Here is a 24859-nt window from a genome sequence, read left to right as displayed (position 1 = left end):
GCTTCACTCCTCTACCTGGTTGACGGGTTTGGCATACAGAATGTAACGGTCAGGCGCATCTCCGATATAACCAAACGGGTAACATGTTGAAATGACTAATTCTTCTTCTTTTAATTGAGGCTGAATAATTGTACGGTCATCAGCAGCTACAATTTTACTCGAGACCATTTCATAATCGAAGGTGCCGTAAGGCAACTCGACTGAGATAATATCACCGACTTCCACTTCACCTAGGCGAGTAAAGACGGTATCACGATGGCCAGAGAAAAGAATTTGACTATTATCTCCGGGGTATTTCGTTGATGCGTAATGTCCGACACCTTTTTCTAACTCTTCAGGATCTGTGCCTTCAATAATCGGGATCGATGCTTCAATCTTATCAATCCCGATTAAGCCAACCGTCTCGCCTGTTTCAGGGGCGAAGGAATGGCGTAAGACCTCACGGTCTTCTATCGGTGTTTCTCTTGATTTAGCCAGTAATTCATGGGCTTCACTTGTTGCTTGTCGTTCTTTTTGAATCGAGGATACATATTGAAATGCCCCAACACCAAATAAAATAAGTCCAGTCACTAACACGAGCCAAGCAAATTTTCTCAAAATAAATCCATCTCCTTTATTTTACTCACCGTCTGTGAGTCACATATGTTAAAATATCGACAGATGTTTACCGTCACCCTATTTCAGTGACAAATCTAGTCATCCTACCATTAGTATAGCAAATATCTTCCCGTCACTGCACAAAAGGTGCTAAAAAATATTGAAAGCAGGTGCATTGATGTTACATCAATACCAAAAAACGCGTCTTAAACAACTTCTAATTTGGTCACTTCCAGTTATCTGGATGGGACTTATTTTCTTATTTTCCGCTACGCCTTATGAACGTCAAGACTTAAAGCCCGCACTAACCGCCCGCTTTGACTTATCCGTAGTAGAACCCTTGGTCGATTGGGTCAACTTTACGTATCACAACTCAGAAATCAGTGTCGCGAGTCTCGGGATTGAAAGCTTTGTCGAGTTTTTCATCCGTAAGGGGGCACACGTATTTGTCTTCTTTATTTTAACGCTATTATTTATTCATGCATTCAAAAAGACAACGCGTTTAGACTGTCAACGGTTGCTTCTTTTCAGCTACTTAATGTCAGTGGTTTATGCCGGTTTTGATGAGTGGCATCAAAGTTTAACACCCAACCGTACCCCTTACATTGGGGATGTGTTGTTAGATAGTGTCGGTAGTTTTTTGGCGGTGTTAGGCATCGTCATCATCGCCTTTTTACGACAGCGGCGCTAGTTCTATACAAGCCTATACTTGAAAGCTTTAGACAGGTACTTCAATATAGGCTTGTGTTGTTTCAGATATATCAGCTTGGTCACTTGTTAAATTTACGAGCCAGTTTTTACAGGTATCAACCTTATCGGTTTCGACCGCTAAATGAACAGTGACTTTTTCTAAGTAATCAATTGATTCTAGTAGATACGTCGTTTGCCGCACCTCATTTTCTAGTTTACCGAGAAGGGGATAATCAATCATGACCTCAAGCTTTTGGACTTGTTTACGGCAAACGAGACCGGCTGCATCAATCGCTTCCCTAGCACTTGTGGAGTATGCCCGAATCAGTCCACCTGCCCCAAGTTTAATGCCACCAAAATACCGGGTCACGACGATACACGTATCTTTTAATGCCCGTTTTTTAATCACTTCTAACATCGGTACCCCGGCTGTACCAGACGGCTCACCGTCATCTAGCGCTTTTTGAATTTGATCGTGTTCACCGATCATATAAGCAGCACAGTTATGGTTGGCTTGAGGGTGAGCTTTTTTTATATCATTAATAAAATCTTTTGCTTGTTGTTCTGTTTCACAGCGCTTGGCATGGGCGATAAAGCGTGATTTTTGAATCTCGATTTCTGTTTGTCCATACTGTTTAATTGTATAATATTTTTTTAACATGTTGTCACCTCACACCTTATTATACAAAGAGTAACGGTTAAGGTAAACCTCGGCTATATATTTAATAGTTAGACGAATGCTGTAACAAATAGCCATAAGCTATTAGAATGAGAGTTACTGACCTTGCGACACATCCGTTTCTCAAGTATTACTTCTTGTCATTCTATTTCCGTTATACAAGTTTAAAGCAAGTTGTGAAAGGTAATTATTAATAGAAGAAAGTCGCTTAAGTTGAGATACCTTTACCTTTATAATAGGCGAGGCCCACCTCGCGTGGTACAATAGCAACAGAAGCTGTCTTGTCTAGGACTGCGATACAAAACAAGGCGAAGACGAATCAGGTCTGACCTTATAAAAAATGAAGATTTGGGGAGTTTAGTGAAATGGCAAACAAACAACATAAACAACACAAATATCCAGGTGCGAATTTAAACGACCTCGACACTATTATTGATGAAATGGTCGAAGCTGTCCATAATAGTAAAGATGAAATTTACAATATAACAGAACAAGCCCGTGTGGAATATGAAACGTTAACCGAAAAAATTGCCCGGTTACGCATAGAGATTGAGGAAATCATCTCAGAGAATGACTTATTAGAGCGTAAAGAACGGGTCTCAAGGCAACGTCTTGCCACCGTTAGTGAGAACTTTAGTATGTATTCAGAAAAAGAAATCCAAAAAGTGTATGAAACAGCGCATAACTTTCAAGTTGAATACCGTATGAAACAAGAGCGTGAACAGACGCTTAGAAAAGAACGAGACGACATTGAACGCCGGTTGCGCTCAATCGATGATACAATCGAACGCGCGGAATCATTGGTCGGTAAAGTGTCGATTGTACTGAATTATTTAACGGATGATTTTAAAGAAATCACCTCACTCATTGAAGATGCAAAAGAAAAACAAATGTTTGGACTGAAGATTATTGAAGCCCAGGAAGAAGAGCGGCGCCGGATTTCGCGCGAAATCCATGATGGTCCGGCTCAAATGATGGCGAATGTCTTAATTCGGGCTGATATTGTCGACCGGACTTACCGCGAACGCAGTCCAGAAGAAGCGCTCGTTGAAATTAAATCAATGCGTAAGATGGTCCGTGAGTCATTGTATGAGGTTCGGCGAATTATTTATAACCTCCGTCCAATGGCCCTTGACGACTTAGGAATTGTACCAACGATTAGAAAATATCTACAAACCTTAAGTGACTATCACGATTTGGTGATTCACTTTCATGAACAGTCAAACCATGAACGACTAGAAGAGAAATATGAGGTTGCTATTTTCAGACTGACACAAGAAGCCGTTCAAAATGCGATTAAACATGCCGAAGCATCAGTGATCGATGTGAAACTCGTCGTTTCAAAAACGCGCGTCAATGTATCAGTTAAAGATGATGGTAAAGGATTTATCCTTTATGAAACTAAAAGTCAGTCCTTCGGACTGATTGGCATGCGTGAGCGGGTCGATATGTTGGATGGAACACTTGAACTGACGTCAAATCCAGGAAAAGGTACGCATGTTTTTATTAATATTCCTTTAAAAGATTAAGTCATTTTCATTAAAATTAGATTAAAACCAACTAAAGGTATAGGTATTTTCTAAGATTTCTAGTATAATAAGTGTATTGTTTAGTATAAATGAATGAAACTTTTTTAACTATTTATGCGACATATAATGTGATGTGTAGTTTTCATCACTGTTCTGTCAATAAAATCAGTACGTTAGTCGGAAGTTGTGTTAGAATAGTACAACCACGTCAAACCAAATATTAACTAATGAGTAAAACACGCATTATTAGGAGGACAAAACTATGAGTACAAAAATCGTATTAATTGATGATCACGTCTTATTTAGAGAAGGTATTCGCCGTATTTTAGATTTTGAAAATGATTTTGAGGTTGTCGCAGAAGGTAGCGATGGTGAGAACGCGATGAGTTTGGTTGATACGTATCAGCCAGATGTTGTGTTAATGGATATCAACATGGAACGCGTCAATGGTGTTGAAGCAACGAAACAATTAGTGGATAAGTATCCGCAATTAAAAGTAATTATTCTCTCAATCCATGACGATGAAAATTATGTGACCCATGCCTTAAAGTCAGGAGCCCAAGGATACTTACTTAAAGACATGGACTCAGAATCACTTGTTCAAGCGATTAAGGTTGTTTCAGACGGTGGAGCTTACTTGCATCCAAAAGTCACCCATAACTTAGTCAAAGAATTTAAACGGATGAGTGAAGAAGAACATAAAGGTTTCCAACAAGTTGAATACCGTAAACCGCTGCACCTACTCACGCGTCGTGAGTGTGAAGTTCTACAACTCTTAGCTGACGGTAAGAGTAACCGCGGTATTTCTGAAGCGCTGTTCATCAGTGAAAAAACAGTCAAGAACCACGTCAGCAATATTTTACAAAAGATGAATGTGAATGACCGGACCCAAGCGGTTGTCACTGCCATTAAAAATGGTTGGGTAGAAGTTTTATAGTTTTAAACAAACATAACCACCAAGTAAAAAGAAGCATAGCCTCTTAATACTTGGTGGTTATTTATGTCTTAAATATAAAGGGCTTTCTAAACCTAAGGATTTGGGGTTTCTATTTGCCGGGAAAACCGTTAGAATAGAAAGGAGTTTCTTTTTAGTTAGTTTGATGCTCGGAAAAAAATCAGTTGATACTTGAGTGATGTGTGTCTAATGACAGATACACTAACGGCAGACGAATCAACTATAAAGAAGATCTTGAAATAGAAGCAAACCGTCGCTATTTACAACGGATAAACAAGTTACCCAATAATAAAAACAACTAAGTTAGTGATAGAGAGGTTCGATAATATGACAGTCGCAATAATTACAGACAGTACCGCCTATATCCCAAAAGAAATAAGAGAAGAATACAACATCCAAATGATTCCCCTAACCGTTACCTTTAATGGTGCCTCGTACCAAGAAGAAGTTGACTTAACCGCTACTGACTTCTATGAGAAAGTAAGAGAAGAAAGGGTATTACCAAAAACGTCACAACCCGCAATTGGTTTAATGGTTGATTTACTTGAACAGTTAAAACAAGATTACGATGCGGTTGTCTCAATTCACTTATCAAGTGGAATCAGTGGGACGTATCAATCGATGCAGACGGCAGGAACGATGGTAGACGGTCTTGATACATATGCCTTTGATTCAGAAGTCAGTTGTATGGCGCAAGGTTTTTATGTGTTAGAAGCTGCCAAACTGGCACAAAAGAATGCTTCACCAGCAGCCATCCTTGAGCGGTTAAATACAGTGAAAGAGTCCTTAAGGGCCTATTTCGTCGTCGATGATTTAAATCATTTACATCGTGGTGGGCGCTTAAATGGGGCTCAGGCACTTGTCGGAAGTGTCCTCCAAGTGAAACCGATCTTACATTTCTCTGAGACAAAAATTGTCCCATTTGAAAAAATCCGGACCCAGAAAAAGGCTTTTAAACGCCTGATTGAATTAATTGATGAAGATGCAAGTACGGGCGCGCCGATTCGTGCGACCGTGATTCATGCGAATTGCCCAGAAACGGCTGAACAATTGATGCGTGAACTAAAAGAACGCTATAATAATGTTGAATTAACGTTAAGCTACTTCGGTCCCGTGATTGGTACGCACCTCGGAGAAGGCTCGATTGGACTTGGTTGGTATAAACTCTAACGTCAGCATGATGCTTTGACGTACTAAAAATAATTCTAAGTAAAAAATAATCCGTTTTTAACTGTTGCCGGCGAAAATACTAAAAATAGCCTGAATTTATTTTGAATATGTAAAAAACACTCACACCCGCGTGCTCCCTGGCACGCGGGTGTTTTCGTTACAATAGAGCTATCTTTTAGTAGAGGGAGAGAACGGATATGTTAAAACAGCTCGACCAATCGATTCGCATGGTTAATCACTACATCAATCAACAATGGCTAACGGTAAAAAAGTCAGTCATCACCTCATCAAAGCGCATCCAGTCATTAACTAAACAAGGCCCTACGTTAGTAAAAGAAAGCAACGCGAAAAAATCATTAATAGCTAAGCAAACAGACAAGGTTAAAACAACCTTAAAACAATTAGAAGCGATAGAGGATACTTATTTACTACTTGACGGGTTATTAGTCACACATGAACAGCTAGGGATACTTAAAAAGCAACGGCCAGATTTGAATCAAGTTATTGATATAAGGGCACTACCAGCGATCACAAAGACACGTGGTTTTATGCAATGTGCACGTTGCTTAAATACAGACCGTGCTTTGTTTCTTCCGTTTCCTTGCGGGAAATGTCATAAAACCGATTGGTACTGTTTAAACTGCCTCAAGTACGGACGACTCGCCTCGTGTCAAACATTGTTTCATCTCACTATACAACATCATCAAACGAAACCTCTACAGACTGGTTTCCAGTTTACCTCTACATTAACACCGCATCAAGAGCGTGCAAGTGACCAGTTAGTGAACGCCATTCAAACAAACGAACGCCATTTACTTATCCACGCCGTATGCGGGGCCGGGAAAACAGAGATGTTGTTTCGCGGGATTAATCAAGCGCTTTTAACAGGTAAGCGTGTTTGTGTCGCAACGCCAAGGCAAGACGTTATTAAAGAACTCCTCCCAAGGTTTCAAGCAGTCTTTACAGATGTGCCGATCATTTGTCAGTACGGTGGCAGTGATGATAATCATAAAAGGGCATGGCTCACTCTCTGTACGACCCATCAACTTATCCGCTACAAGTTAGCGTTTGATGTGTTGATCATTGATGAAGTGGATGCCTTTCCTTATCATAATGATCAACATTTAATCAAACAAGCTGCCCGCGCCCTAAAAGACACTGGCACGTTTATTTATCTTTCAGCGACACCGAGGCCAGCACTTGTGAAAAAACGTTACCCAACATGTTTTGTGCCGGTCCGCTATCACGGTCACCCGCTACCTGTTCCTCGCCCGTATTTTACGAGCTTTAAACATACCCCGCTCCCAAAAAACGTAAGAGAAGCCATTACTAACGAGCGGGAAAATAATCGTCAGCTGCTGATTTTTGTCGCAACGATTAAACAAGCAGAGGCACTGTTGCCTCATGTACAAGCGGCGTATCCAACTCTCACCATTGAAGCGGTACATGCTAGAAGTGAGAAGAGAAAAGCTTTAATTGATGAGTTCCGGCTGCGAACGATTGATATTTTGATTACGACAACCATTTTAGAACGCGGGGTTACTTTTCCCTCTGTCGATGTATTTGTCCTTCAGGCTGACCATGATGTGTTTGATGAAGCCGCACTTGTCCAAATTGCAGGTCGGGCTGGTAGAAGCAAAGATGACCCAACGGGCTCGGTACAGTTTTACTTTGAGACCTATACAAAAGCGATACGCAAGTCGATTAAGTCGATTAATAAGATGAACGTTTTAGGTGAACGGTTATGAAATGCCTAATTTGTTTAACCGATATGAACCAAGCCATCAGTTGGCAGTCGCTTGGAAAAAGACAACGATATGGTTACTGCGCTGACTGTGAACCGAAGCTTAAATTAATAACGGGACCAGTCTGTCCGGACTGCGGCCGACACGTGTCAACGGGTGCGATGTGTCATGACTGCAAGGAACGAAGAGGGAAAAGTCTGTCTTACAACCGGTCGTTGTATCATTATGATGGGGCTTCTAAAGCATTACTTACTTTATGTAAATATCGGTATCACTACCACGCATTGACCCCGCTAAAGCGAGAGATCAATCAAGGTTTTTTACAGCATTACGGTAAATTAAAACAAGCCACACTTGTCCCAGTGCCGGTATCAACCAAACGGATGGAAGAGCGGTTATTTAATCAGGCAGCTTTAATTGCTTCACTGATTAACCGGCCGGCGTTATCTTTATTAGACAAACACCATACCGGTAAACAAGCGCTTAAAACGAGACAAGAACGATTAGACTTAGCTAATCCGTTTTATTTAACAGAAGGTAAGTCGCTGCCCAAAGGACCGATTGTCCTGATTGATGATGTGTATACGACGGGTACGACCATTCATCATGCCGCTAATGTCCTAAAAACAGCAGGAATAAGTGAGATTTATAGTTTCACTTTGGCACGATAGTCTTATTTAATAATGCTAAGTTGTTGCCGATATAATAAGTAAGATAAAATAAAGTTAACCTGAATGTGATTTCTATAATGAAATAGGTAAGCAAGTTGAAGAGATTTTAAGTAAGCTAAGTGATGAATATGAAGAAGGAATAAATGAGGTGACACTATGGCAGATTTAGCGAACTGTAGCCGTTGTGGCAATTTATTTGTCAAAACAACGCGTGATATATGTCAAGATTGTTTTAATGAAGAAGAAAAACAATTTGAAATTGTCTATAACTTTATGAAAAAGCGTGTCAATCGACAGGCGACGATTCCAGAGATTGTTGAAGCAACGGGTGTGAAAGAAGATTTAATCATTAAATTCGTAAAAGAGAAGCGTCTCCGCACCGCTCAGTTTCCGAATTTGACCTATCCATGTGATCGCTGCGGGAAAGACATCACAGAAGGCCGGCTATGTCAAGCGTGTTCAAATGATCTCTCAGGTGGCTTAAAACATGAACATGATATTGAACAAGTCAAGAAATTGAATGAAGAGCGTGAAAAAGAAAAAGCCAACCAAACCTATGTGGCGGTAGATAAAGGAAGAAATAAGCGTAGACTCTAAACATTTTTTAGTTGATACCGATAACAGGAATAACATTTATTTTTCGTAAGGACTTCACAAGCGTCCATGAAGTAAGAAATGTTAAAACACAATCTTACAGCATGAATGTAGAAATGTTCTAAACATCGATGATCGACTATATAGTTAAAAAGAAAGTAGGAGAGGAGGAGACAAAATGAAAATAAACATCAATCGACTTGTAAATAATAATCCGTATAAGACCCAGCAACAAAAACAGGCGGATTTAAAACATGAGAAAACAGCTAAAACCGATAAAGTTGAAATATCTCCAAAAGCGAAGGAAATGCAAGCGTCAAATCCGGTTCAAAAAGAACGGCTAGAAAAAGTGAACCAAATCAAGCGTCAGGTAGAAACAGGTACGTATGAAGTGAAACCAGACCAAGTCGCAAAGAAAATGCGTGGGTTCTTCCAGTAGAAAACGATAAGGTACGCTTGGTACCTTTCGTTTTTTAGTGTCTTAAATCTTTAAAATAACGGTAGCACCTAAGATAAATGGATTAGACGTTTCTTAACGTGCTTTTTATACGAATCATTGATAAAATAAAGAAAAGCCGTAAAAGGAGGCATTTCTGTGCTCGTTCAAGCTTTACTGAAGACGATGACAACATTAGTTGATTTACATGAAAGCTTATTATCAGTGGCAGTCGAAAAAACGACGCGACTTAAAGCAAACAATATTGAAAGCTTCAATCAATTATTAAAGATTGAACAAAAACATGTCCAAGCGTTAGAACAATTAGAAAAAGTACGCTTAAAAGAAGCGAAAGACCTTGCGGTCTCACTTAACTTAAAAGACACGGCATCGGTGACCACCATTCTTGATGCCTTACCAAACGATACAGAAAAAAAGGCGCTTGAAGAAAAAGCAACGACGTTGCTTGCCTTTATCGTCGATATTAAACGACAAGAAGATTTGAATCGTCAATTACTGAAACAGTCACTACAATTTGTCCAGCTTCAAATGGACTTACTTGAGCCATCGGTTGAATCATTAACCTATGGAAACAAGAAAGCCAATGATGACCCGACATCAAAACGTTCAGTATTTGATTCAAAAGCTTAGGAGGATCTTACATGGTATCAACCTTTAATGGATTAGAAATGGCCAAGCGCGCACTCAGTGCCCAACAAGCGGCTATGTATACAACATCACACAATATCTCTAATGCGAACACAGAAGGTTATACGCGTCAGCGCGTTAACTTTGAAGCCATTAACGGCCTCACATCAAGCCGAGAGCCAGGCGGTATTATTGATACCATCGGTAATGGTGTGGAACCAGGTTCTGTCGAAAGAATTAGAGAACAATTCTTAGATGTACAGTTCCGCAAGGAGAATGCGAAAACACAATATTATAGCCAGCGCGCGGAAGCAGCGACACAAATGGAAGCGATTCTGAACGAACCGTCAGAAGAGGGCTTATCACATATCTTCGATCAATTCTGGAATTCACTACAAGATTTATCGGTCAACCCAGAAGATTCAGGCGCACGCTCAGTTGTCGCCCAACGTGCTCAAGCTGTAGCTGATACGTTCCAATATACCGCAAGCTCACTAGAATCTGTCCGTGATGATTTACGGAATGAAATGAATGTGAAACAAACAGAATTCAACTCGTTACTTAACCAAATCAATCAGCTCAACCGACAAATCGGTGAGATTGAACCTCACGGCCATGTCGCCAATGATTTATATGATGAGCGTGACCGTTTACTCGATCAGCTATCATCAATTGCCGATATTTCGGTCTCATACGAAAAGAGTTCTGGTATGCCAAGTGATATAGCTATGGGGAAAGCGACCGTCAAACTGACAGGTAAATTCATTGATGCGTCTAATAATGAAGTTGATGTCACTTTAGTTAATGGTAGCGATTATAGTGTAAACCACTTATACGTTAACACTGAAGGTGATGCAACAGATAATCCAAACAGTAATGTTAAGTCGTTTCATTTTTATAATCCGGAAAAGGTATCGGGGACTGATGAAGCTGGGGAATTGACAGATCCTAACGGAATAAAAATTGCTGCTGAAAACTTTAAAGTAACGGGCCAATTAAAAGGTTTAATGGAGATGCATGGTTATCAAACAACGGGTGATCCTGATGAAGCGGGTACTTATATCGACATGTTAAATAATTTGGATAACATGGCAGAAGCTTTTGTTGAAAAATTTAATGACACACATGCGAATGGTTATGATTTAGAAGGAGAAGCAGGAACAGATACGTTCTTTGAGATTGATACTAATGCGACGCGTCCTTCTTTAACTATGACAGTAAATAGAGATATACTAGATAACCATGATAAAATTGCCGCAAGTTCTGCTCCGAATGCCAGTGGTGATGGCTTAAATGCTGTCAAACTTGCGGGGAGTTATACAGATTATTTGACCGAAGCAAGTTTAGACAATACAAATACCGTATTTACTTCAGATGACTTACCTATTGGAGAATACACGATCGATCAACCAGTTGATGGAAGTGCTAGCTACTGGTCGAATAGTAATATTACGCTTGGTACGGATGTGATTAGTAAAATAGATAGTGTGATTTTAGATGCATCTAATAACGTTATAGCTGTTTCAAATGATGGTAAAAGCTTTTATTCGGTTAATGATGTTGATTTAAAATCGCCTTTAGATGGTGGAACATTTGAAAGTAATATTTTGCAAGGTAATGCTCAACCCATTATGACAGCTGAAAATAATGTCACAAATGGTGAAACGCTTAAAATTGAAGCAGGAGAATTAGGGAGTAAAACGTCAGTCAAAAGTTACTTTGAGGGAATGATAGGTGAACTTGGTGTTCTTGCACAAGAATCCTATCGTATGGAGGCGAACTCTGGTACACTTCGCCAACAAGTATCCGATAACAGAGACTCTGTAAGTAAAGTCTCACTTGATGAAGAAATGACAAACTTAATCAAGTTCCAGCATGCGTATAACGCCGCAGCACGTAGTATGACAACAATAGATGAAACGCTAGACCGGATTATAAATAATATGGGACTCGTAGGAAGGTAGTGAGATAAATGCGTGTAACACAAAGTATGTTATCAAACAATATGTTGCGTAACTTATCAAGTAGCTATACATCGATGAATAAGTATATGGATCAATTAACAACCGGTAAAAAGATTAATCGTCCATCGGACGATCCTGTTATTGCGATGAAAGGGATGCGCTATCGTACTGAAGTAAGCAACGTTGAACAATTCCAGCGTAATATCACCGAAATGCATACATGGATGGATACATCCGATGATACGTTAGGTGAAACAACAGAGATATTAAATCGTCTACGTGATTTAACCGTACAGGCGAGTAACGGGACATATGAAGAAAATCAACGTGGCGCCATCGCAAAAGAAGTGGATCAATTAAAACAACAACTCGTAGAAGTGGCAAATACAAAAGTAAATAATAAATATATCTTTAATGGTACTCAAACAACAGAAAAGCCCATTGACGTTGGAGAAAACGGTGAACTTTCATTTAATACGAATACTTTTAAACCTGTTATGTTAGAAGTAACATCAGGCACACAACTTCAGGCAAACGTTAATCCAACGGATGTTTTTGGTAAAGATTTATTTGATGACGTTGAAAAGATTTCTGAAATGCTGAAAGATGGTACGGCCTTTGAAGACTTTGATGCAAATATTAGTGTGATAGATGGTCATATTGATAATACTGTAAGTGAACGTGCAGATTTAGGTGCAAGGATGAACCGGGTTGAACTTATTGAAACACGACTCGAAGGGCAACAAATCACGGCACGCGATATGATGTCTCAAAATGAAGATGCAGAAATAGAAGAAGTGATTATGAATCTCACGTCACAAGAAGCGATTCACCGTGCGGCACTTAGTGCAGGGTCACGTGTTATTCAACCAACATTACTAGATTTTCTAAGATAATATCAAGAGTCTTACCCTATCAAGGTAGGGCTCTTTATTTATTAAAACGGGCTACTTAGAATGGTAAGGAATGTCTATAAATGATTAGACCGTTACTTAATCTCTAGAAGAACCAGATAGGTATATGACACATACACAGAATAATTAGCGATCATTCTCGATAAGTTAGACCAAATTAGACAGTTAAAAAGAAAAAGAGGTGTAGAAAATGCGCTTACCTCAGATTAGAATAGACCAACAATTTGCGCGTATTGGGATCAGTATGGAAGATGCTAAGGTACAAATGTCTCAACCAGAAGCGGACCTTTCTATTAAACAACCACAAGCTGATGTTAATATAGAAACGAGGCCGGGTAGACTGTCGATTGACCAATCACAAGCGTTCCATGATTTAGGACAGTATCCAGTAAAAGAAGCCATACGTTTAGAAGCTTTAGAAGGAAAGAAACTTGTCGCTGAAGGCACACGTCGTCGCAGGCGAGAAGGTGATCAATTAATGAAAATTGAAAACGGAGGCGATCCGATTAAACAACAAGCAAAAACGCGGATGCCAAGAGAGTATCGCCCCTTTAATATTGGTGTGATTCCTTCTTATAATTCAGTGAAAATCAATTATGAACCAGCTGATGTTAATGTGGATATTCAAGCAAATAAACCAGTGATTCAGTCACAAGCAAATCCTGTTCAACGTCAGGTGACACCAGCAAACTTTGATGTGTATTTAGATCAACAAAACTATATCGACATTTCATTTGAAAATGTTGGACCAGAATCACAAATGAATTTAGATGCTTAAAAATGAAGCGTCAACGTTAAATGATTCAATAAATCATCACGCAATATGCATTTAAAGACCGAAGGTCTGTCTTTAACACTAAAATTGATCTTTGGTCAACATTGGTTTTAAATATTGTAATACAATGAACGCTAGAAAGTGTTGTTCTCTGTAAAATAAGATTGTAAATCAAGTAATCTAGCAACAACTTTAGAACTACAGATGCATTATTTTAAATAAGGCGTTTTACAGTGTTAACTCGCGATAATAAGCTCGTTAACGAGTAGTGGTAGATACAAGGAAAAGCAATACAATGGTTATAGCATAAAAAATGAAAGTAGGTGTCGTCCTGTTGAAGATAAAAACAAAGTATTTTGATGAAGTTGAAATTAATGAAGAGGATATTATAACTTTTCAAAACGGCTTACCAGGATTTTTAGAAGAAAAGCAATTTGTATTGATGAATTTAGAAGAGACAGTCTTTCAAGTACTGCAGTCGGTAACGACTAAAGCATTAGCTTTTATTGTAGTGAATCCATTTGGTTTTAAATCTGACTACAGTTTTGAATTAGATGACCAAGTGGTGGAACAGTTAAAGATTGAATCAAGCGATGACGTATCGATTCTATCGATTGTGACATTAAGGGATACACTAGCAGCATCAACAGCGAATTTAAAAGCGCCACTTGTGATTAATGTCAAAGAAAAAGAAGGCAAGCAGTATATTATTCAAAAGACCGATGACTCCACAAAGGAATATATTTTTAAAACGGTTAATCAAAAGGAGGACAAGTAAATGTTAGTCCTCAGCCGTAAACCGAGTGAACGCATTCAAATTGGTGATGATATTGAGATTAAAGTTATTTCCGTTGATGGTGATCAAGTAAAGCTAGGTATTGCTGCGCCTAAATCCATTGATGTACATCGTTATGAAGTGTATGAAGCAATTATTAAAGAAAACAATCAAGCAGCATCAAGTAAAGAGGATGTCTTGAGTGTTCTTAAAAATCTTTAGAAAAAAGTTTAGAAAACCATTAAACATTAGTTAACTATCTCCGATAATAGTATTAGAGGCTGATAGAGCTTTAAGAGACGGCCGCTTTTAATGCGAGTCAGCCACAAAATTCTTCCACATGGACGTGGGAATAAAACAAACTCAAGGAGGAAACAAACATGATTATTAACAATAATATTCCTGCATTGAACACATACCGTCAATTAGGTATCAACCAAAACTCAATGCAAAAATCAATGGAGAAATTATCTTCAGGTCTACGTATTAACAAAGCAGGGGACGATGCAGCAGGTCTTGCGATTTCTGAAAAAATGCGTGGTCAAATCCGTGGTTTAGATCAAGCATCTCGTAATGCTTCAGATGGTATTTCATTAATCCAAACTGCTGAAGGTGCTTTAGATGAAACTCACAACATCTTGCAACGTATGCGTGAACTTTCAGTTCAATCATCTAACGATACAAACACTGCCTCGGATAGAGCCGAAATTCAAAAAGAGATCGATCAATTAACAGATGAGATTGACAGAATTGCAAACACTACTGAATTCAATACTCAAAAATTACTAGATGGTAGTAAAGCTGGACTACAGGATGAAATAAACGGCAAAGTCAATGTTGAAAATAATAGTTCTATTTCGAATTTAACTGCTGCAGCTGCTGATGCTAAAGCATTAGATAAAACTGGTACAATTATAATTACCAGAACTGATAGTGCAGACGGTGATCAAAATGATTTTGAAATCGGAGATCCGAATTCAACAGGTGTTAGTTTAACAGATACTACTACGCTTACTGGATTTGGTAGTGACTTAACTCTATCTGATTTAACTGGAATGAAGGTGGGAGAATCTATTACCATTAGTGTATCTAAGTATGAAGCAGCGCAAACAGATGCTTCAAAATCATTGACTGCACAAATTGGAGCAAATAGTGGTCAAACTATAGATATTGGAATTGACAACATGAATGCTTCTAACTTAGGAGTTCGTAATGGTGATTCGTCATCAATTAATATAGAATCAGCAGAAAAAGCAACAGCTGCAATTACTACTATTAATAATGCTATTGAGAAAGTTTCATCACAAAGATCTAATTTAGGTTCTGTGCAAAACCGATTAGAACACACAATTTCTAACCTTGACAACTCTTCTGAGAACTTATCAGCTGCGGAATCTCGTATCCGTGACGTTGATATGGCGGAAGAAATGATGGAAATGACGCGCGCAAACATCCTTTCTCAAGCATCTCAAAGTATGTTAGCTCAAGCAAACAGTGCCCCTCAGTCAGTTTTACAACTACTAGGGTAACTATTTGACCGGGCGTCTTACTTAGTAATGAGTAAGATGATCACTGGGTGAATTGCTGGAACTTCCTTAGAGCTCTTTTAACCACAGCGGAACTGGAAACAGTAGACGTCACGGTTTGAAAATAAAAGAGATTGGATAATCAGCAGCCAAGCTCCTGTTTCGAAAGAATGGAGAAGGTTCAACGACTAGAACAGACCATCTAAGGCGAGTAAGCTATGGTGATGAAGTTCGTAGGGCAAGTGAAAGTACTTGTTCGAAGTGCCCAGCTCCTATTAAGTAATAGGATGAAGATATAGTCTAACCAATGATTGAAAGACATTGAGGCAGTGCAAGCCAACCAACAACCACAATCAGTACTACAATTATTAGGTTAATTGATAGTTGATTTATTGAAAAGATCCTGGCAGTGATGCTGGGGTCTTTTCTATTTACATAAACGATGCTAGTAAATTCATCATTTAGAAAAATGCATTTTTACACAAGTTAAATGCTTAGTAATTTATAACTTAAAATATTTGTTAGTGTTAAGCGGTATAAAGGTATTAGATTGCTAGATACTATTCGAGAGGGTGAATAGAATGACTGAATCAAGACTAAATCTAGTGTATGAATTACTAGAAACAATGATTGATGCGACAAACTATGTACATAATCAAATCGCTGATGGTGATTTATTGGTGGCTATGGTAGTGATGGAAGATATTATCTCAGGATTTGTAACTATTGAAGAAACACTGTTCACGTTAAAATTAAAAGATTTTAATCGCGTTGAACAACAAATGAAATCTATTAAAGTGTCTTTGGAAAAGATTGTGTTGAGTTTTGAATCAAATGAATATCAACAAGTTGCTTCTGTCATTAACCACTCTATGCTGAAGCAATTAACGGATTTACAGAAGCAATTGAAAGATGGATAACGTTACTTTTCTTTATTGAAAGGTTAGTGGGGTACCAGGTGATTATTAGTGTGATAAATATTTTTACAAGGTTTATATGCTTGATAGCAAGTGCTTAACATTTTAATGTGTTAAGTACTTTTTGGTGTAGCGAAAGTATCTGAAAACATAGATTGAGATAACTATTTGTGTTTTTAAGTAATATTACAGTTTATGTCGATATAATAGGAAATATCTATAAAATATCAAACATAGGTGGAAATGAGAATGCAGATATCTAATCAATTACTGATGAATAATAAGTTAAAACAAACACAAAAGAAGTAACAGAATATCTTTGAAAAACTAGGGGCGGGTAAACGTATAAATAAAGCAGCTGATGATGCGGCTGGATTAGCCATCTCTGAAAAAATGCGGGCTCAGATCCGTGGATTACAACAAGCGGAGCGCAATGCTCAAAATGCAATTTCACTCGTCGATGTGGCAGAAGGTGGGATGCAGGAAATTAGCGCTAGTTTACAACGCATGCGTGAACTTTCTGTTCAGGCGGCAACGGATACTTTATCTACATCTGACCGGAAAACAATTGATGAAGAAGTTGCTCAACTAAAAGAAGGCATTCGAGATGTTGTTAAACATACTGAATTCAACACGCAAAAAGTTTTAGCCAATGAAGAATTAAAAGCATCAGAAATTGAATCCAGGCACGAACAAAAAGTCATTGATTTAAATACGAATACATCAACACAAACGGTTCAATCACAGACGTTTCCTTATAAGGAAGATGCCGCGATTTCACCATCAACGAGTTATGTCAATAAGAATAATAGAAGTCTATCAGAGACATTAAATATAACGGATAGTCACTCGGAAAGTGGTTCAACCGTTGCCGAGTACGAGCCGCGCTATTCTGATGACGGTACTGCGATTGTCTTTAAAAGTACCCGGACCAACACAGATTATCAAGTACCTGTAGATGGTCTTGCAGATCCCACAGCGGTAACAAATCCAGATGTTATGTCTTTTCGTTCTGTTTCACCAGATGGAAACTTACGCTTAAAAGAGACAGAAGACGGTTTAGTCGTTGAGAAAAAATCAGGTTATAATACTTGGGAAGTTGTCAGTAATGTAATTGAGGATTATAATACCAATCTTTCTAATAGTAAAGGGTATACGTTTAAAGATACGGATGATGCTGGTAATATTGATTTCCTTTATGCTGATAAAACTGGCAACATTAAAGAAGTCACGTTAGACGCCTTAACGGGTGATGTTGTTAATCAAAGAAGCATCATTGTGACGACGGATAATCTAAACATTCCGAGTAATAGCCAAACAATCACCCTTTCAAGTGCCCCGCAACGCTATCGTATGAATGAAACAACTGCCTCGCTTATTGTTACAAAACATAATGATGCGGGCAGTCGTGAACTAACATACTGGGACAAAGCAGGCACTGAACCTAGCGATGGTTATTATACAGTAACTGGTGCAACAGTCGAATTCTTTGGTGATGCGGTAATTGGTGCTGAAGATGGAGATGATGCTACTGATTATTATCAATTTGATTATGCTTCTAGTCCGGCGGTGGCGCTTGATGATTATCATGTGAAGCTTCCAAATAATACAGAACACTATCATTTAGATGGTACGGATGGTCCTAGAAGTTTAAAGGTAGTGATAGGCAGTCGGGTAGTAGAACAAGCAGACTACTTGAATACACAACCAAGTGACCATACGACAAGTGGTGTTTATTATAACGAACCAGACAATCGCTTAGAGTTTTATAGTGACATGAGACCGAGTGGTGATGAAGAGGTGTCGATTGATTATATCGTTGATGCTACGAATGATGATGCCTTCAGTCATCCATTTGTTTCCGGACTTGATACATATAATATTAAATCAGCTGATTCAACTCTGAATCGTCCTTTCAGAGTATTTGTCGGTGGTAATGAAATCAAGTATTCAGATACTAATGGTTTTACTTATGATAGAGATACTGGGATGATTTTAATTCATGGCGCTAGTCGCCCGGATGTATCTAGCGGTGAAGAAGTGACGATTGACTATGTTAGTGATTTAACGGCCGATGATACCACAGAAGATGTCTATGGCATAAAAATGCCAGCCGATACGTTACCAGAAGCTTATCATCTTGATGAAGCTGACGGTCTGCCAGCGTCGATTGCGGTTTACCGCAATACAACAAGTGGTGAGGAACGGATTACGTACTCTGATACGAATGGGTTTCAATATGACAAAAATAACAAAATCATTAAACTATTCGGTGATGCTAGGCCAGACGCAGGAGATACTTATTCGCTTCGCTTCGTTGAAGATTCTCTTAACGCACAAGAAGTAAATGATATCGTAGAAGTCAGACTGTCATCTGTGCCAGAAGAGTATGATATATCTGGTGATGGTGATTTAAATAGTGTTGCGGTTAAGGTAGGGTTTAGAGATATTGCCTATGATGAATCGAAAACAAACGGATATTACTATGATGAAAATCGTCAGACGCTTCAACTTTATGGAGACGCTCGTCCGTCTTCAGATGAATCAATATCGATTGAGTATATTTATGAGCCATCAGCCGCAACAAGACTAAATGATACCTATGATGTGACGGTTTCACCCGCTCCCCCTAGCTATGGTTTAGTTGATCAAACCGAGCCTAAGAGTGTGCGTGTATATTTGGACGGGTCAGAAATAGAATATGATAGTAACCATGGTTTCACTTATGATGAAGAGACAGGTCGCGTATCATTACATGGAGATGCCAGATTAAACGCTGAAACAACCATCGGCGAACTAAATGTGCGTACGGTTGATCCAAATCAGTTAGAAGTAGCTTATCTTAAAAACGAACGGGTGCACCGTGTATTTCTAAATGATACCGAATTGAAACCAGCACCACCAACTGGGTACATCGCAAAAGATGGCATCGTCACTGTATCAGATGATTTACGACCAGATGCAGCGGAATCATCCTACACAATAAAAGTTGAATCAATTGATCAACCTACAAGTATGCCTTTAGATGATACTGGTCTTTTATTTGATCCATATGAAGATATATTTAAATCTTCAGAAATGGTGAAAGCCGATATTTTAAAGCCAACGGTGAAAGTTACGCTAAATGGAGAAGAAGTTAACCAAACACTTTATGAGGTACAAGGAAGTGAGCTTGTTTTCAAGCAGCCACTTGAACTTGAACCACCGTCGAATACGCTAGATGTTGATTATGATGTTGAACATGCATTAGCATATGAAGAAAATGCTTATACAATGCAAGTAGGGGCAAATACTGGAGATTATTTAGATGTGAAAATTGATTCATTTAATAATTTGTTGTTAAAAATTAAAGGTATAGATGTTTTAAACAGAGAAAGAGCTGATCAAACGATAGCTTTGCTTGATCAACATATTCAATATACCTCAGGTGAACGTAGCCGTATTGGTGCGATGCGGAATCGATTAGAACACATTGTAAATATTAACGGTAACTCTTCTGAAAATCTAACAGCCTCTGAAAGTGGGATTCGAGATGCTGATGTTGCAAAACAGATGATGGATTTAACAAAAGTTAATATTTTATCTCAAGCTCAAGTAACTATACAAGCTCAAAGTCAAACGATGAGTCGAACGGTATTAAAATTACTTGAATGAAATACCGTGTATTAAAAGAGGCACAAAACTACATGTGGGGTTTTGTGCTTCTTTATGTCTATTTAGATAGATAGTGATTAATAATAGTTACCTTTAGCCGATATAAATATAAAGAAGGAGTAAAGGAGAAGAAGCACGATGCGAATCGGAACGAATACGATGGCGTTATTTGCCTACCGGCAAATGGGCATACATCAGAATCAAATGATGACAGCGATGATGCGCCTTTCTTCAGGGAAGCGAATTAATAGTGCCAAAGATGACCCGGCAGGCCTGGCCATTTCTGAACGCATGCGTGCGCAAATCCGCGGGTTAAACCAAGCTGCGCGTAATGCCCAGGACGGCGTTTCTCTGATTCAAACAGCTGAAGGTGGTCTAAATGAGAGTCATGCAATTTTACAACGGATGCGTGAACTAACGGTTCAAGCAGGTAATGACACGTTGACAGGTAGTGATCGATTGAAATTACAAGATGAGTTCGACGAACTCATTAATGGTTTGAATGATATCGGAAAAAGTACTGAATTTAACACCCAATCACTATTAGACGACTCATTTAAAGATAAAAAGCTACAAATTGGCGCAAACAGTGGTCAGTTTATGGAGATTTCGATTAATGATATGACCAGTGATTCCTTAAGTTTAACTGATTTAAGTTTAAGCTCTCATGAAGAGGCAGGAGAGACGCTATCCGTCCTTGATACCGCGATAGAATCAGTTTCCCGTGAACGCTCACGTCTTGGGGCGATGGAAAATCGATTAGGCCATACCATCAGTAATCTAGATAACCAAGCCTTTAATTTAACAAATGCTGAGTCGCGGATTCGTGATGCTGATATGGCGAAAGAAATGATGAATATGGTCAAACATAATATTTTAAATCAAGCCGCTCAAATGATGCTTGTGATGAGTATGAGCCAGCCACAAAGTATTTTGCAATTGTTAAATAGTTAATAGAAGTATGGTAGAATGAAAGTAGATATAGATAAGATACAGTAATAGGTAGTCATGAAAGGAGCGATGCCTTATCGATGTTGCCGCAATGTCTATTTTAATGTCCCAACAACAAGTAAAAAGTGATATGTCAATTCAATTAATGTCAAAGACAATGGAGTTAGCTGAATCAAGTTCTGACTCGATGACTGAGATGTTAGAAACAGCGACTGTACCACATCCTGATTTAGGAAATCACATTGATCTAAAAGCTTAACTATAAGCACTTTATCTCATATTCTTTTGAGGTAAAGTGCTTAATTATTACATACATATTGAAAACGCTTAATGTATTACCAACTGTAAGTTTTAAGAGACAATCCTAATATTTCTGTCTAATAAAGTTAGTACTTTTTATAATCATTGCTGTTAAAAAGCTTGAATTTACCGGGGGAAACGTCGATATAATAATTAAAGTGTTTAGAGATATCAATTTAGTTAATTTATACAAATTAAAGAGATAGAAACAAGGGGTACAAATCAGACAAAGGAGTGGGTTGTTTTGAAAAAGCGCGGATTAAAAAGTTTAAAAGGGAAAATTTTGATTGGTTTTCTCGTCGTTGTAGGTTTAAGTGTGTTACTGAGTGGGTTTATGATTGTGATGATGCAACTCAGCAATACGAAAACCGAAAATATGATTGAAGATGAATTGCCAAATTTAGTTATTGATGAACATTTAGCATTAAATATGCAAGAACGAACAAGCTTACTGAGTTCATATTTATTATATGATGATGAGGTCTACCGTGAAGCATTTGAGTCTGGATTAGAAGAAACCTTTGCGCTAGAAGAAGAAGCTCTGGCGCTTAGTGACTCAGAAGAATTGGATCGCTTAATTAATCTAAAAATCGAATGGGGCCAACGGACCGACCAAGTGATGGCCATGGTTGATGCCGGAAACATCCCACAAGCACGGATGTTTTTAGAAAATGAAGTTCAACCACTTTCGACAGAACTCATTAACGGTTTTAAAGCTCTTGCGGCTGGTCGTGAGGAAACGATTGAATCAATGGGAGAAGACGTCATTTCAATGGGAACTATCATGATTATGTCTTCAGGTGCTGCGGTTATTGTGATTATTGTGTTAGCACTCGTCATTGCCTTTGTGATGGCAGGGTCAATTACGAAGCCGATTAAGAAAGTCACCGAACGTATGCATCTACTTAGTCAAGGTAAATTAAATCATGAACCATTAGAGTCACGTCTTCGTGATGAGTCAGGTCAATTGATGGATGCGACCAATGAACTGAATCGTCAAATGAACTTACTTATTAGTCAATTAGAAGACGTTTCAACGACCGTCGGTCGTCACAGTGATGGCTTATCACAGTCAGCCGTTGAAGTGAGTAGTGGGGCAGACCAAATTGCGATTACAATGGGTGAACTTGCGGATGGTTCAGAATCACAAGCAAGCCACGCATCAGAGTTATCTGAAGGGATGCATGTCTTAAATACCGAAATGACAACGGCTCTTGAACAAGGACAAGGGGCACATGGCGAAACAGCGAACGTGTTAGCACTAACAAAAGAAGGACAGTCGCTAATGAAAGCGTCAGTTGAAGCCATGAGAAATATTGACCGGGTGATTAACGGTTCAGTTACACGTGTTGAAGAATTAAACAACAATGCACAAAGTATTTCGAAGATGGTCAGTGTGATTGAAGATATCGCTGAACAAACGAACCTTTTAGCCTTAAACGCTTCTATTGAAGCTGCCCGTGCGGGTGAACATGGTAAAGGCTTTAGTGTTGTTGCTGATGAAGTAAGAAAACTTGCTGAACAAGTTGCTACGTCAGTAAAAGATATTACTGGTACGGTTGATACAATCCAAACATCATCGATTCAAGTTAACAACGACCTAAAAGAAGGTTACGGGGTCGTAAAATCTGGTACAGAAAAGATCAATCAAACCAATGCGACATTTAATCAAATTGATACAGCTGTCGGAAGCACCGCAACAAGTATTGATCAGATTGTCTCATCACTGAATCATGTCTCAAGTGAAACGGCGCGTTTATTAACAGCTGTCGAAGAAGTGGCGTCTATTTCAGAAGAGTCAGCTGCGGGTGTAGAAGAGACAAGTGCGTCAGTGGAAGAAATGAACGGGTCGATGCAAACCATTGCCGATGGGGCCAAGGACTTAACAAATCTCGTCGATGATCTAAAACAAATTGTGTCGCGTTTTGAGGTTTAGTCTCCTCTTTTTCGTTATGAATCATTTTCAATTAATACAACAGCGTTTATAACGCGTTGATATTAAAAAGCTGTAAGTCTCAGCGAACCATTCAAAACAGGCGCGTGTCCGGTAACCGGTACACGCGCCTGTTTTGCTGGTATGAATAAGCTTCTTTTTAGTTAGCGCTTATTTTGAAGGTTTTGAAACAAAGACGTCTCACCGGTAATCATTGTGATATGTTTCGGCAGTACTTTTAATGTGACAGGTGTTACGCCACCGTCTTCACCGTCACAATCAATCTGTTGAGGTGGTGTTGTTTTAATATCAAGTGTTGATGTTCGAAAATACTCTATCCCTTCTAACTGTTTGGGGTCAGGTGTGATATTGGCTTTGACGATATCAAATAATGATCGAGCTGAGACATTCTTAATGATCAACACATCAAAAGCCCCGTCTGTCATATCAGCCTGATTGAAAAAGGCACGTACACCACCGGTGTACTGACCATTTCCAACCATCACCATCATGGCGTTGCCTTCATACGTATGATTATCACCTTTAACAGTGACCGAGAACGGCTCCTCAGGCGCATTTAATGTTTGTAAGCTATTTAAATAATAACTAAACCGTCCAAATGTCTGTTTTGATTCTGACGCACTGACCGCTTGCTTAGTCTCTGTCACAAGACCAATGCCAAAGAAATTGAGGAAGTAGCGATCGTTAAACTGCCCGACATCAATTTGTTTCGTTTGTTGATTGATGATTGTTTCAGCAGCCTTCACAGGATTTATTGGCATATTAAGTGTACGGGCAAAGTCATTCGCTGTCCCGCCAGGAATAATCGCAAATGTGGGTGGTTCGCTTAGTGTGAGTAGATGTTGGAGCACGTGATGTACTGTTCCATCCCCGCCATAGGCGATGACAACCTCACTTGCTTTAAAGTGAGAAGTGATTGTTTTATTTGATGCCTTAGCTAAATTTAATTCCATCACTGAAAAAGTATCACGTTCAAGGGTAGCGGTGATAGCATTTAGTAAGTCGCGGTCGACTTGACCGGCCTCTTCATGAAAACATAAGGTAATCGTGTGGTCTGTCATTGTTACCCTCCTCATTAGCAGTAGTTATCGTAATGTTGATAGCTATATAGGTTCTCTTAAAGATGTTCCCATTCGAAGGAATTTTAAACCCTTTGGTTATGCTATAAAGACTAATCTACAGTGAAAAGAAGAAAAAAGTTGTTAAGGCCATGTCATTAAGTTATACCATATGTAGAAATGGCAGTGGAATGATTATCACTCGGCACTAACTTTTAAAAAGAGTTAGTGCTTGTCACTACTTAAGGAATAGAAACGAGTTTGGTATGTCAACACAAAACTGTACAATTTTTTTAAGGAGTGCAACTCGGACTATCGCTTCTTAGTATTTTAAATGCTTACATTAACACTGCAAAC

The 24859-nt window shown here is 38.8% G+C and carries 23 protein-coding genes; 20 read left to right on the top strand and 3 right to left on the bottom strand.

What is annotated here, in order from left to right; genetic code table 11:
* Positions 1 to 3: 3 nt before the first annotated feature.
* Positions 4 to 597 (bottom strand): class D sortase, encoded by a 594-nt coding sequence (locus tag BM098_RS08135; RefSeq protein WP_089832230.1) that lies wholly within the window; start codon positions 595 to 597, stop codon positions 4 to 6.
* A 178-nt stretch (positions 598 to 775) separates the two neighbouring features.
* Here BM098_RS08135 and BM098_RS08130 point away from each other — a divergent pair, with 178 nt between their 5' ends.
* Positions 776 to 1288 (top strand): VanZ family protein, encoded by a 513-nt coding sequence (locus tag BM098_RS08130; RefSeq protein ID WP_234987455.1) that lies wholly within the window; start codon positions 776 to 778, stop codon positions 1286 to 1288.
* A 27-nt stretch (positions 1289 to 1315) separates the two neighbouring features.
* Here BM098_RS08130 and BM098_RS08125 read toward each other — a convergent pair whose 3' ends face one another.
* Positions 1316 to 1948: a YigZ family protein gene (locus BM098_RS08125; protein ID WP_089832228.1), complete on the bottom strand. Its 633-nt coding sequence runs from the start codon at positions 1946 to 1948 to the stop codon at positions 1316 to 1318.
* 383 nt (positions 1949 to 2331) lie between these two features.
* On the opposite strand from BM098_RS08125, the gene BM098_RS08120 reads away from it, so the two are divergent.
* The 19 genes from BM098_RS08120 to BM098_RS08030 all read left to right on the top strand — a co-directional run bounded on the left by BM098_RS08120 (position 2332) and on the right by BM098_RS08030 (position 23426).
* Positions 2332 to 3495, top strand: coding sequence for a sensor histidine kinase (locus tag BM098_RS08120; RefSeq protein WP_089832226.1), 1164 nt, complete (start codon positions 2332 to 2334; stop codon positions 3493 to 3495).
* A 262-nt stretch (positions 3496 to 3757) separates the two neighbouring features.
* Positions 3758 to 4432 carry a response regulator gene (locus tag BM098_RS08115; protein WP_089832224.1) on the top strand — a complete coding sequence of 225 codons (675 nt, stop codon included), beginning with the start codon at positions 3758 to 3760 and terminating at the stop codon, positions 4430 to 4432.
* 345 nt (positions 4433 to 4777) lie between these two features.
* Positions 4778 to 5620, top strand: a complete 843-nt coding sequence (locus BM098_RS08110) for a DegV family protein (protein WP_089832222.1) — start codon at positions 4778 to 4780, stop codon at positions 5618 to 5620.
* A 197-nt stretch (positions 5621 to 5817) separates the two neighbouring features.
* Complete coding sequence (locus BM098_RS08105) at positions 5818 to 7368, top strand: helicase-related protein (RefSeq protein WP_143423392.1); 1551 nt, start codon at positions 5818 to 5820, stop codon at positions 7366 to 7368.
* Entirely contained in the window at positions 7365 to 8036 is a 672-nt protein-coding gene (locus BM098_RS08100) for a ComF family protein (RefSeq protein ID WP_143423391.1), read from the top strand. Before BM098_RS08105 ends, BM098_RS08100 begins: the two co-directional genes overlap by 4 nt.
* Positions 8037 to 8192: 156 nt before the next feature.
* Positions 8193 to 8633: a TIGR03826 family flagellar region protein gene (locus BM098_RS08095; RefSeq protein WP_089832218.1), complete on the top strand. Its 441-nt coding sequence runs from the start codon at positions 8193 to 8195 to the stop codon at positions 8631 to 8633.
* A 175-nt stretch (positions 8634 to 8808) separates the two neighbouring features.
* Positions 8809 to 9069 carry a flagellar biosynthesis anti-sigma factor FlgM gene (gene flgM, locus BM098_RS08090; protein ID WP_089832216.1) on the top strand — a complete coding sequence of 87 codons (261 nt, stop codon included), beginning with the start codon at positions 8809 to 8811 and terminating at the stop codon, positions 9067 to 9069.
* 156 nt (positions 9070 to 9225) lie between these two features.
* On the top strand, positions 9226 to 9717 hold the full coding sequence (locus BM098_RS08085; protein ID WP_089832214.1) for a flagellar protein FlgN: 492 nt from the start codon (positions 9226 to 9228) through the stop codon (positions 9715 to 9717).
* A gap of 11 nt (positions 9718 to 9728) precedes the next feature.
* Entirely contained in the window at positions 9729 to 11678 is a 1950-nt protein-coding gene (gene flgK / locus BM098_RS13725) for a flagellar hook-associated protein FlgK (protein ID WP_234987454.1), read from the top strand.
* 8 nt (positions 11679 to 11686) lie between these two features.
* On the top strand, positions 11687 to 12574 hold the full coding sequence (gene flgL, locus BM098_RS08075) for a flagellar hook-associated protein FlgL (protein WP_089832212.1): 888 nt from the start codon (positions 11687 to 11689) through the stop codon (positions 12572 to 12574).
* A 208-nt stretch (positions 12575 to 12782) separates the two neighbouring features.
* A complete protein-coding gene (locus BM098_RS08070) occupies positions 12783 to 13370 on the top strand; it encodes a DUF6470 family protein (RefSeq protein WP_089832210.1) in 588 nt (195 codons plus the stop codon).
* A gap of 331 nt (positions 13371 to 13701) precedes the next feature.
* Complete coding sequence (gene fliW, locus BM098_RS08065; protein ID WP_089832208.1) at positions 13702 to 14145, top strand: flagellar assembly protein FliW; 444 nt, start codon at positions 13702 to 13704, stop codon at positions 14143 to 14145.
* Positions 14146 to 14364: a carbon storage regulator CsrA gene (gene csrA / locus BM098_RS08060; protein ID WP_089832206.1), complete on the top strand. Its 219-nt coding sequence runs from the start codon at positions 14146 to 14148 to the stop codon at positions 14362 to 14364.
* 158 nt (positions 14365 to 14522) lie between these two features.
* Positions 14523 to 15671, top strand: a complete 1149-nt coding sequence (locus tag BM098_RS08055) for a flagellin N-terminal helical domain-containing protein (protein ID WP_089832204.1) — start codon at positions 14523 to 14525, stop codon at positions 15669 to 15671.
* A gap of 578 nt (positions 15672 to 16249) precedes the next feature.
* Positions 16250 to 16588 (top strand): DUF8042 domain-containing protein, encoded by a 339-nt coding sequence (locus BM098_RS08050; RefSeq protein WP_089832202.1) that lies wholly within the window; start codon positions 16250 to 16252, stop codon positions 16586 to 16588.
* Between the two features lie 312 nt (positions 16589 to 16900).
* A complete protein-coding gene (locus BM098_RS13720) occupies positions 16901 to 20239 on the top strand; it encodes a flagellin N-terminal helical domain-containing protein (protein ID WP_261766437.1) in 3339 nt (1112 codons plus the stop codon).
* A 138-nt stretch (positions 20240 to 20377) separates the two neighbouring features.
* Positions 20378 to 21193 carry a flagellin N-terminal helical domain-containing protein gene (locus tag BM098_RS08040; protein ID WP_089832198.1) on the top strand — a complete coding sequence of 272 codons (816 nt, stop codon included), beginning with the start codon at positions 20378 to 20380 and terminating at the stop codon, positions 21191 to 21193.
* Between the two features lie 88 nt (positions 21194 to 21281).
* On the top strand, positions 21282 to 21449 hold the full coding sequence (locus BM098_RS08035) for a YjfB family protein (protein ID WP_089832197.1): 168 nt from the start codon (positions 21282 to 21284) through the stop codon (positions 21447 to 21449).
* 285 nt (positions 21450 to 21734) lie between these two features.
* On the top strand, positions 21735 to 23426 hold the full coding sequence (locus BM098_RS08030) for a methyl-accepting chemotaxis protein (RefSeq protein WP_089832196.1): 1692 nt from the start codon (positions 21735 to 21737) through the stop codon (positions 23424 to 23426).
* Positions 23427 to 23587: 161 nt separating this feature from the next.
* On the opposite strand, the gene BM098_RS08025 is transcribed toward BM098_RS08030, so the two are convergent.
* Positions 23588 to 24505, bottom strand: a complete 918-nt coding sequence (locus BM098_RS08025) for a diacylglycerol/lipid kinase family protein (protein WP_159430149.1) — start codon at positions 24503 to 24505, stop codon at positions 23588 to 23590.
* Positions 24506 to 24859 lie beyond the last annotated feature (354 nt).

Origin of the sequence: Halolactibacillus halophilus, assembly GCF_900115605.1 — a bacterium.
GTDB lineage: Bacteria > Bacillota > Bacilli > Bacillales > Amphibacillaceae > Halolactibacillus > Halolactibacillus halophilus.
The sequence above is the reverse complement of the archived record's forward strand: the minus strand, read 5'-3'. Positions and strand labels throughout refer to the sequence as shown.

What these genes read in the sequence shown, in the direction of transcription:
- BM098_RS08130 (WP_234987455.1), top strand. Translation starts at nt 776, where the DNA reads ATGTTACATCAATACCAAAAAACGCGTCTTAAACAACTTCTAATTTGG.
- BM098_RS08125 (WP_089832228.1), bottom strand. Translation starts at nt 1,948, where the DNA reads ATGTTAAAAAAATATTATACAATTAAACAGTATGGACAAACAGAAATC.
- BM098_RS08120 (WP_089832226.1), top strand. Translation starts at nt 2,332, where the DNA reads ATGGCAAACAAACAACATAAACAACACAAATATCCAGGTGCGAATTTA.
- BM098_RS08115 (WP_089832224.1), top strand. Translation starts at nt 3,758, where the DNA reads ATGAGTACAAAAATCGTATTAATTGATGATCACGTCTTATTTAGAGAA.
- BM098_RS08110 (WP_089832222.1), top strand. Translation starts at nt 4,778, where the DNA reads ATGACAGTCGCAATAATTACAGACAGTACCGCCTATATCCCAAAAGAA.
- BM098_RS08105 (WP_143423392.1), top strand. Translation starts at nt 5,818, where the DNA reads ATGTTAAAACAGCTCGACCAATCGATTCGCATGGTTAATCACTACATC.
- BM098_RS08100 (WP_143423391.1), top strand. Translation starts at nt 7,365, where the DNA reads ATGAAATGCCTAATTTGTTTAACCGATATGAACCAAGCCATCAGTTGG.
- BM098_RS08095 (WP_089832218.1), top strand. Translation starts at nt 8,193, where the DNA reads ATGGCAGATTTAGCGAACTGTAGCCGTTGTGGCAATTTATTTGTCAAA.
- flgM (WP_089832216.1), top strand. Translation starts at nt 8,809, where the DNA reads ATGAAAATAAACATCAATCGACTTGTAAATAATAATCCGTATAAGACC.
- flgK (WP_234987454.1), top strand. Translation starts at nt 9,729, where the DNA reads ATGGTATCAACCTTTAATGGATTAGAAATGGCCAAGCGCGCACTCAGT.
- flgL (WP_089832212.1), top strand. Translation starts at nt 11,687, where the DNA reads ATGCGTGTAACACAAAGTATGTTATCAAACAATATGTTGCGTAACTTA.
- BM098_RS08070 (WP_089832210.1), top strand. Translation starts at nt 12,783, where the DNA reads ATGCGCTTACCTCAGATTAGAATAGACCAACAATTTGCGCGTATTGGG.
- csrA (WP_089832206.1), top strand. Translation starts at nt 14,146, where the DNA reads ATGTTAGTCCTCAGCCGTAAACCGAGTGAACGCATTCAAATTGGTGAT.
- BM098_RS08055 (WP_089832204.1), top strand. Translation starts at nt 14,523, where the DNA reads ATGATTATTAACAATAATATTCCTGCATTGAACACATACCGTCAATTA.
- BM098_RS08050 (WP_089832202.1), top strand. Translation starts at nt 16,250, where the DNA reads ATGACTGAATCAAGACTAAATCTAGTGTATGAATTACTAGAAACAATG.
- BM098_RS08040 (WP_089832198.1), top strand. Translation starts at nt 20,378, where the DNA reads ATGCGAATCGGAACGAATACGATGGCGTTATTTGCCTACCGGCAAATG.
- BM098_RS08035 (WP_089832197.1), top strand. Translation starts at nt 21,282, where the DNA reads ATGTCTATTTTAATGTCCCAACAACAAGTAAAAAGTGATATGTCAATT.
- BM098_RS08025 (WP_159430149.1), bottom strand. Translation starts at nt 24,505, where the DNA reads ATGACAGACCACACGATTACCTTATGTTTTCATGAAGAGGCCGGTCAA.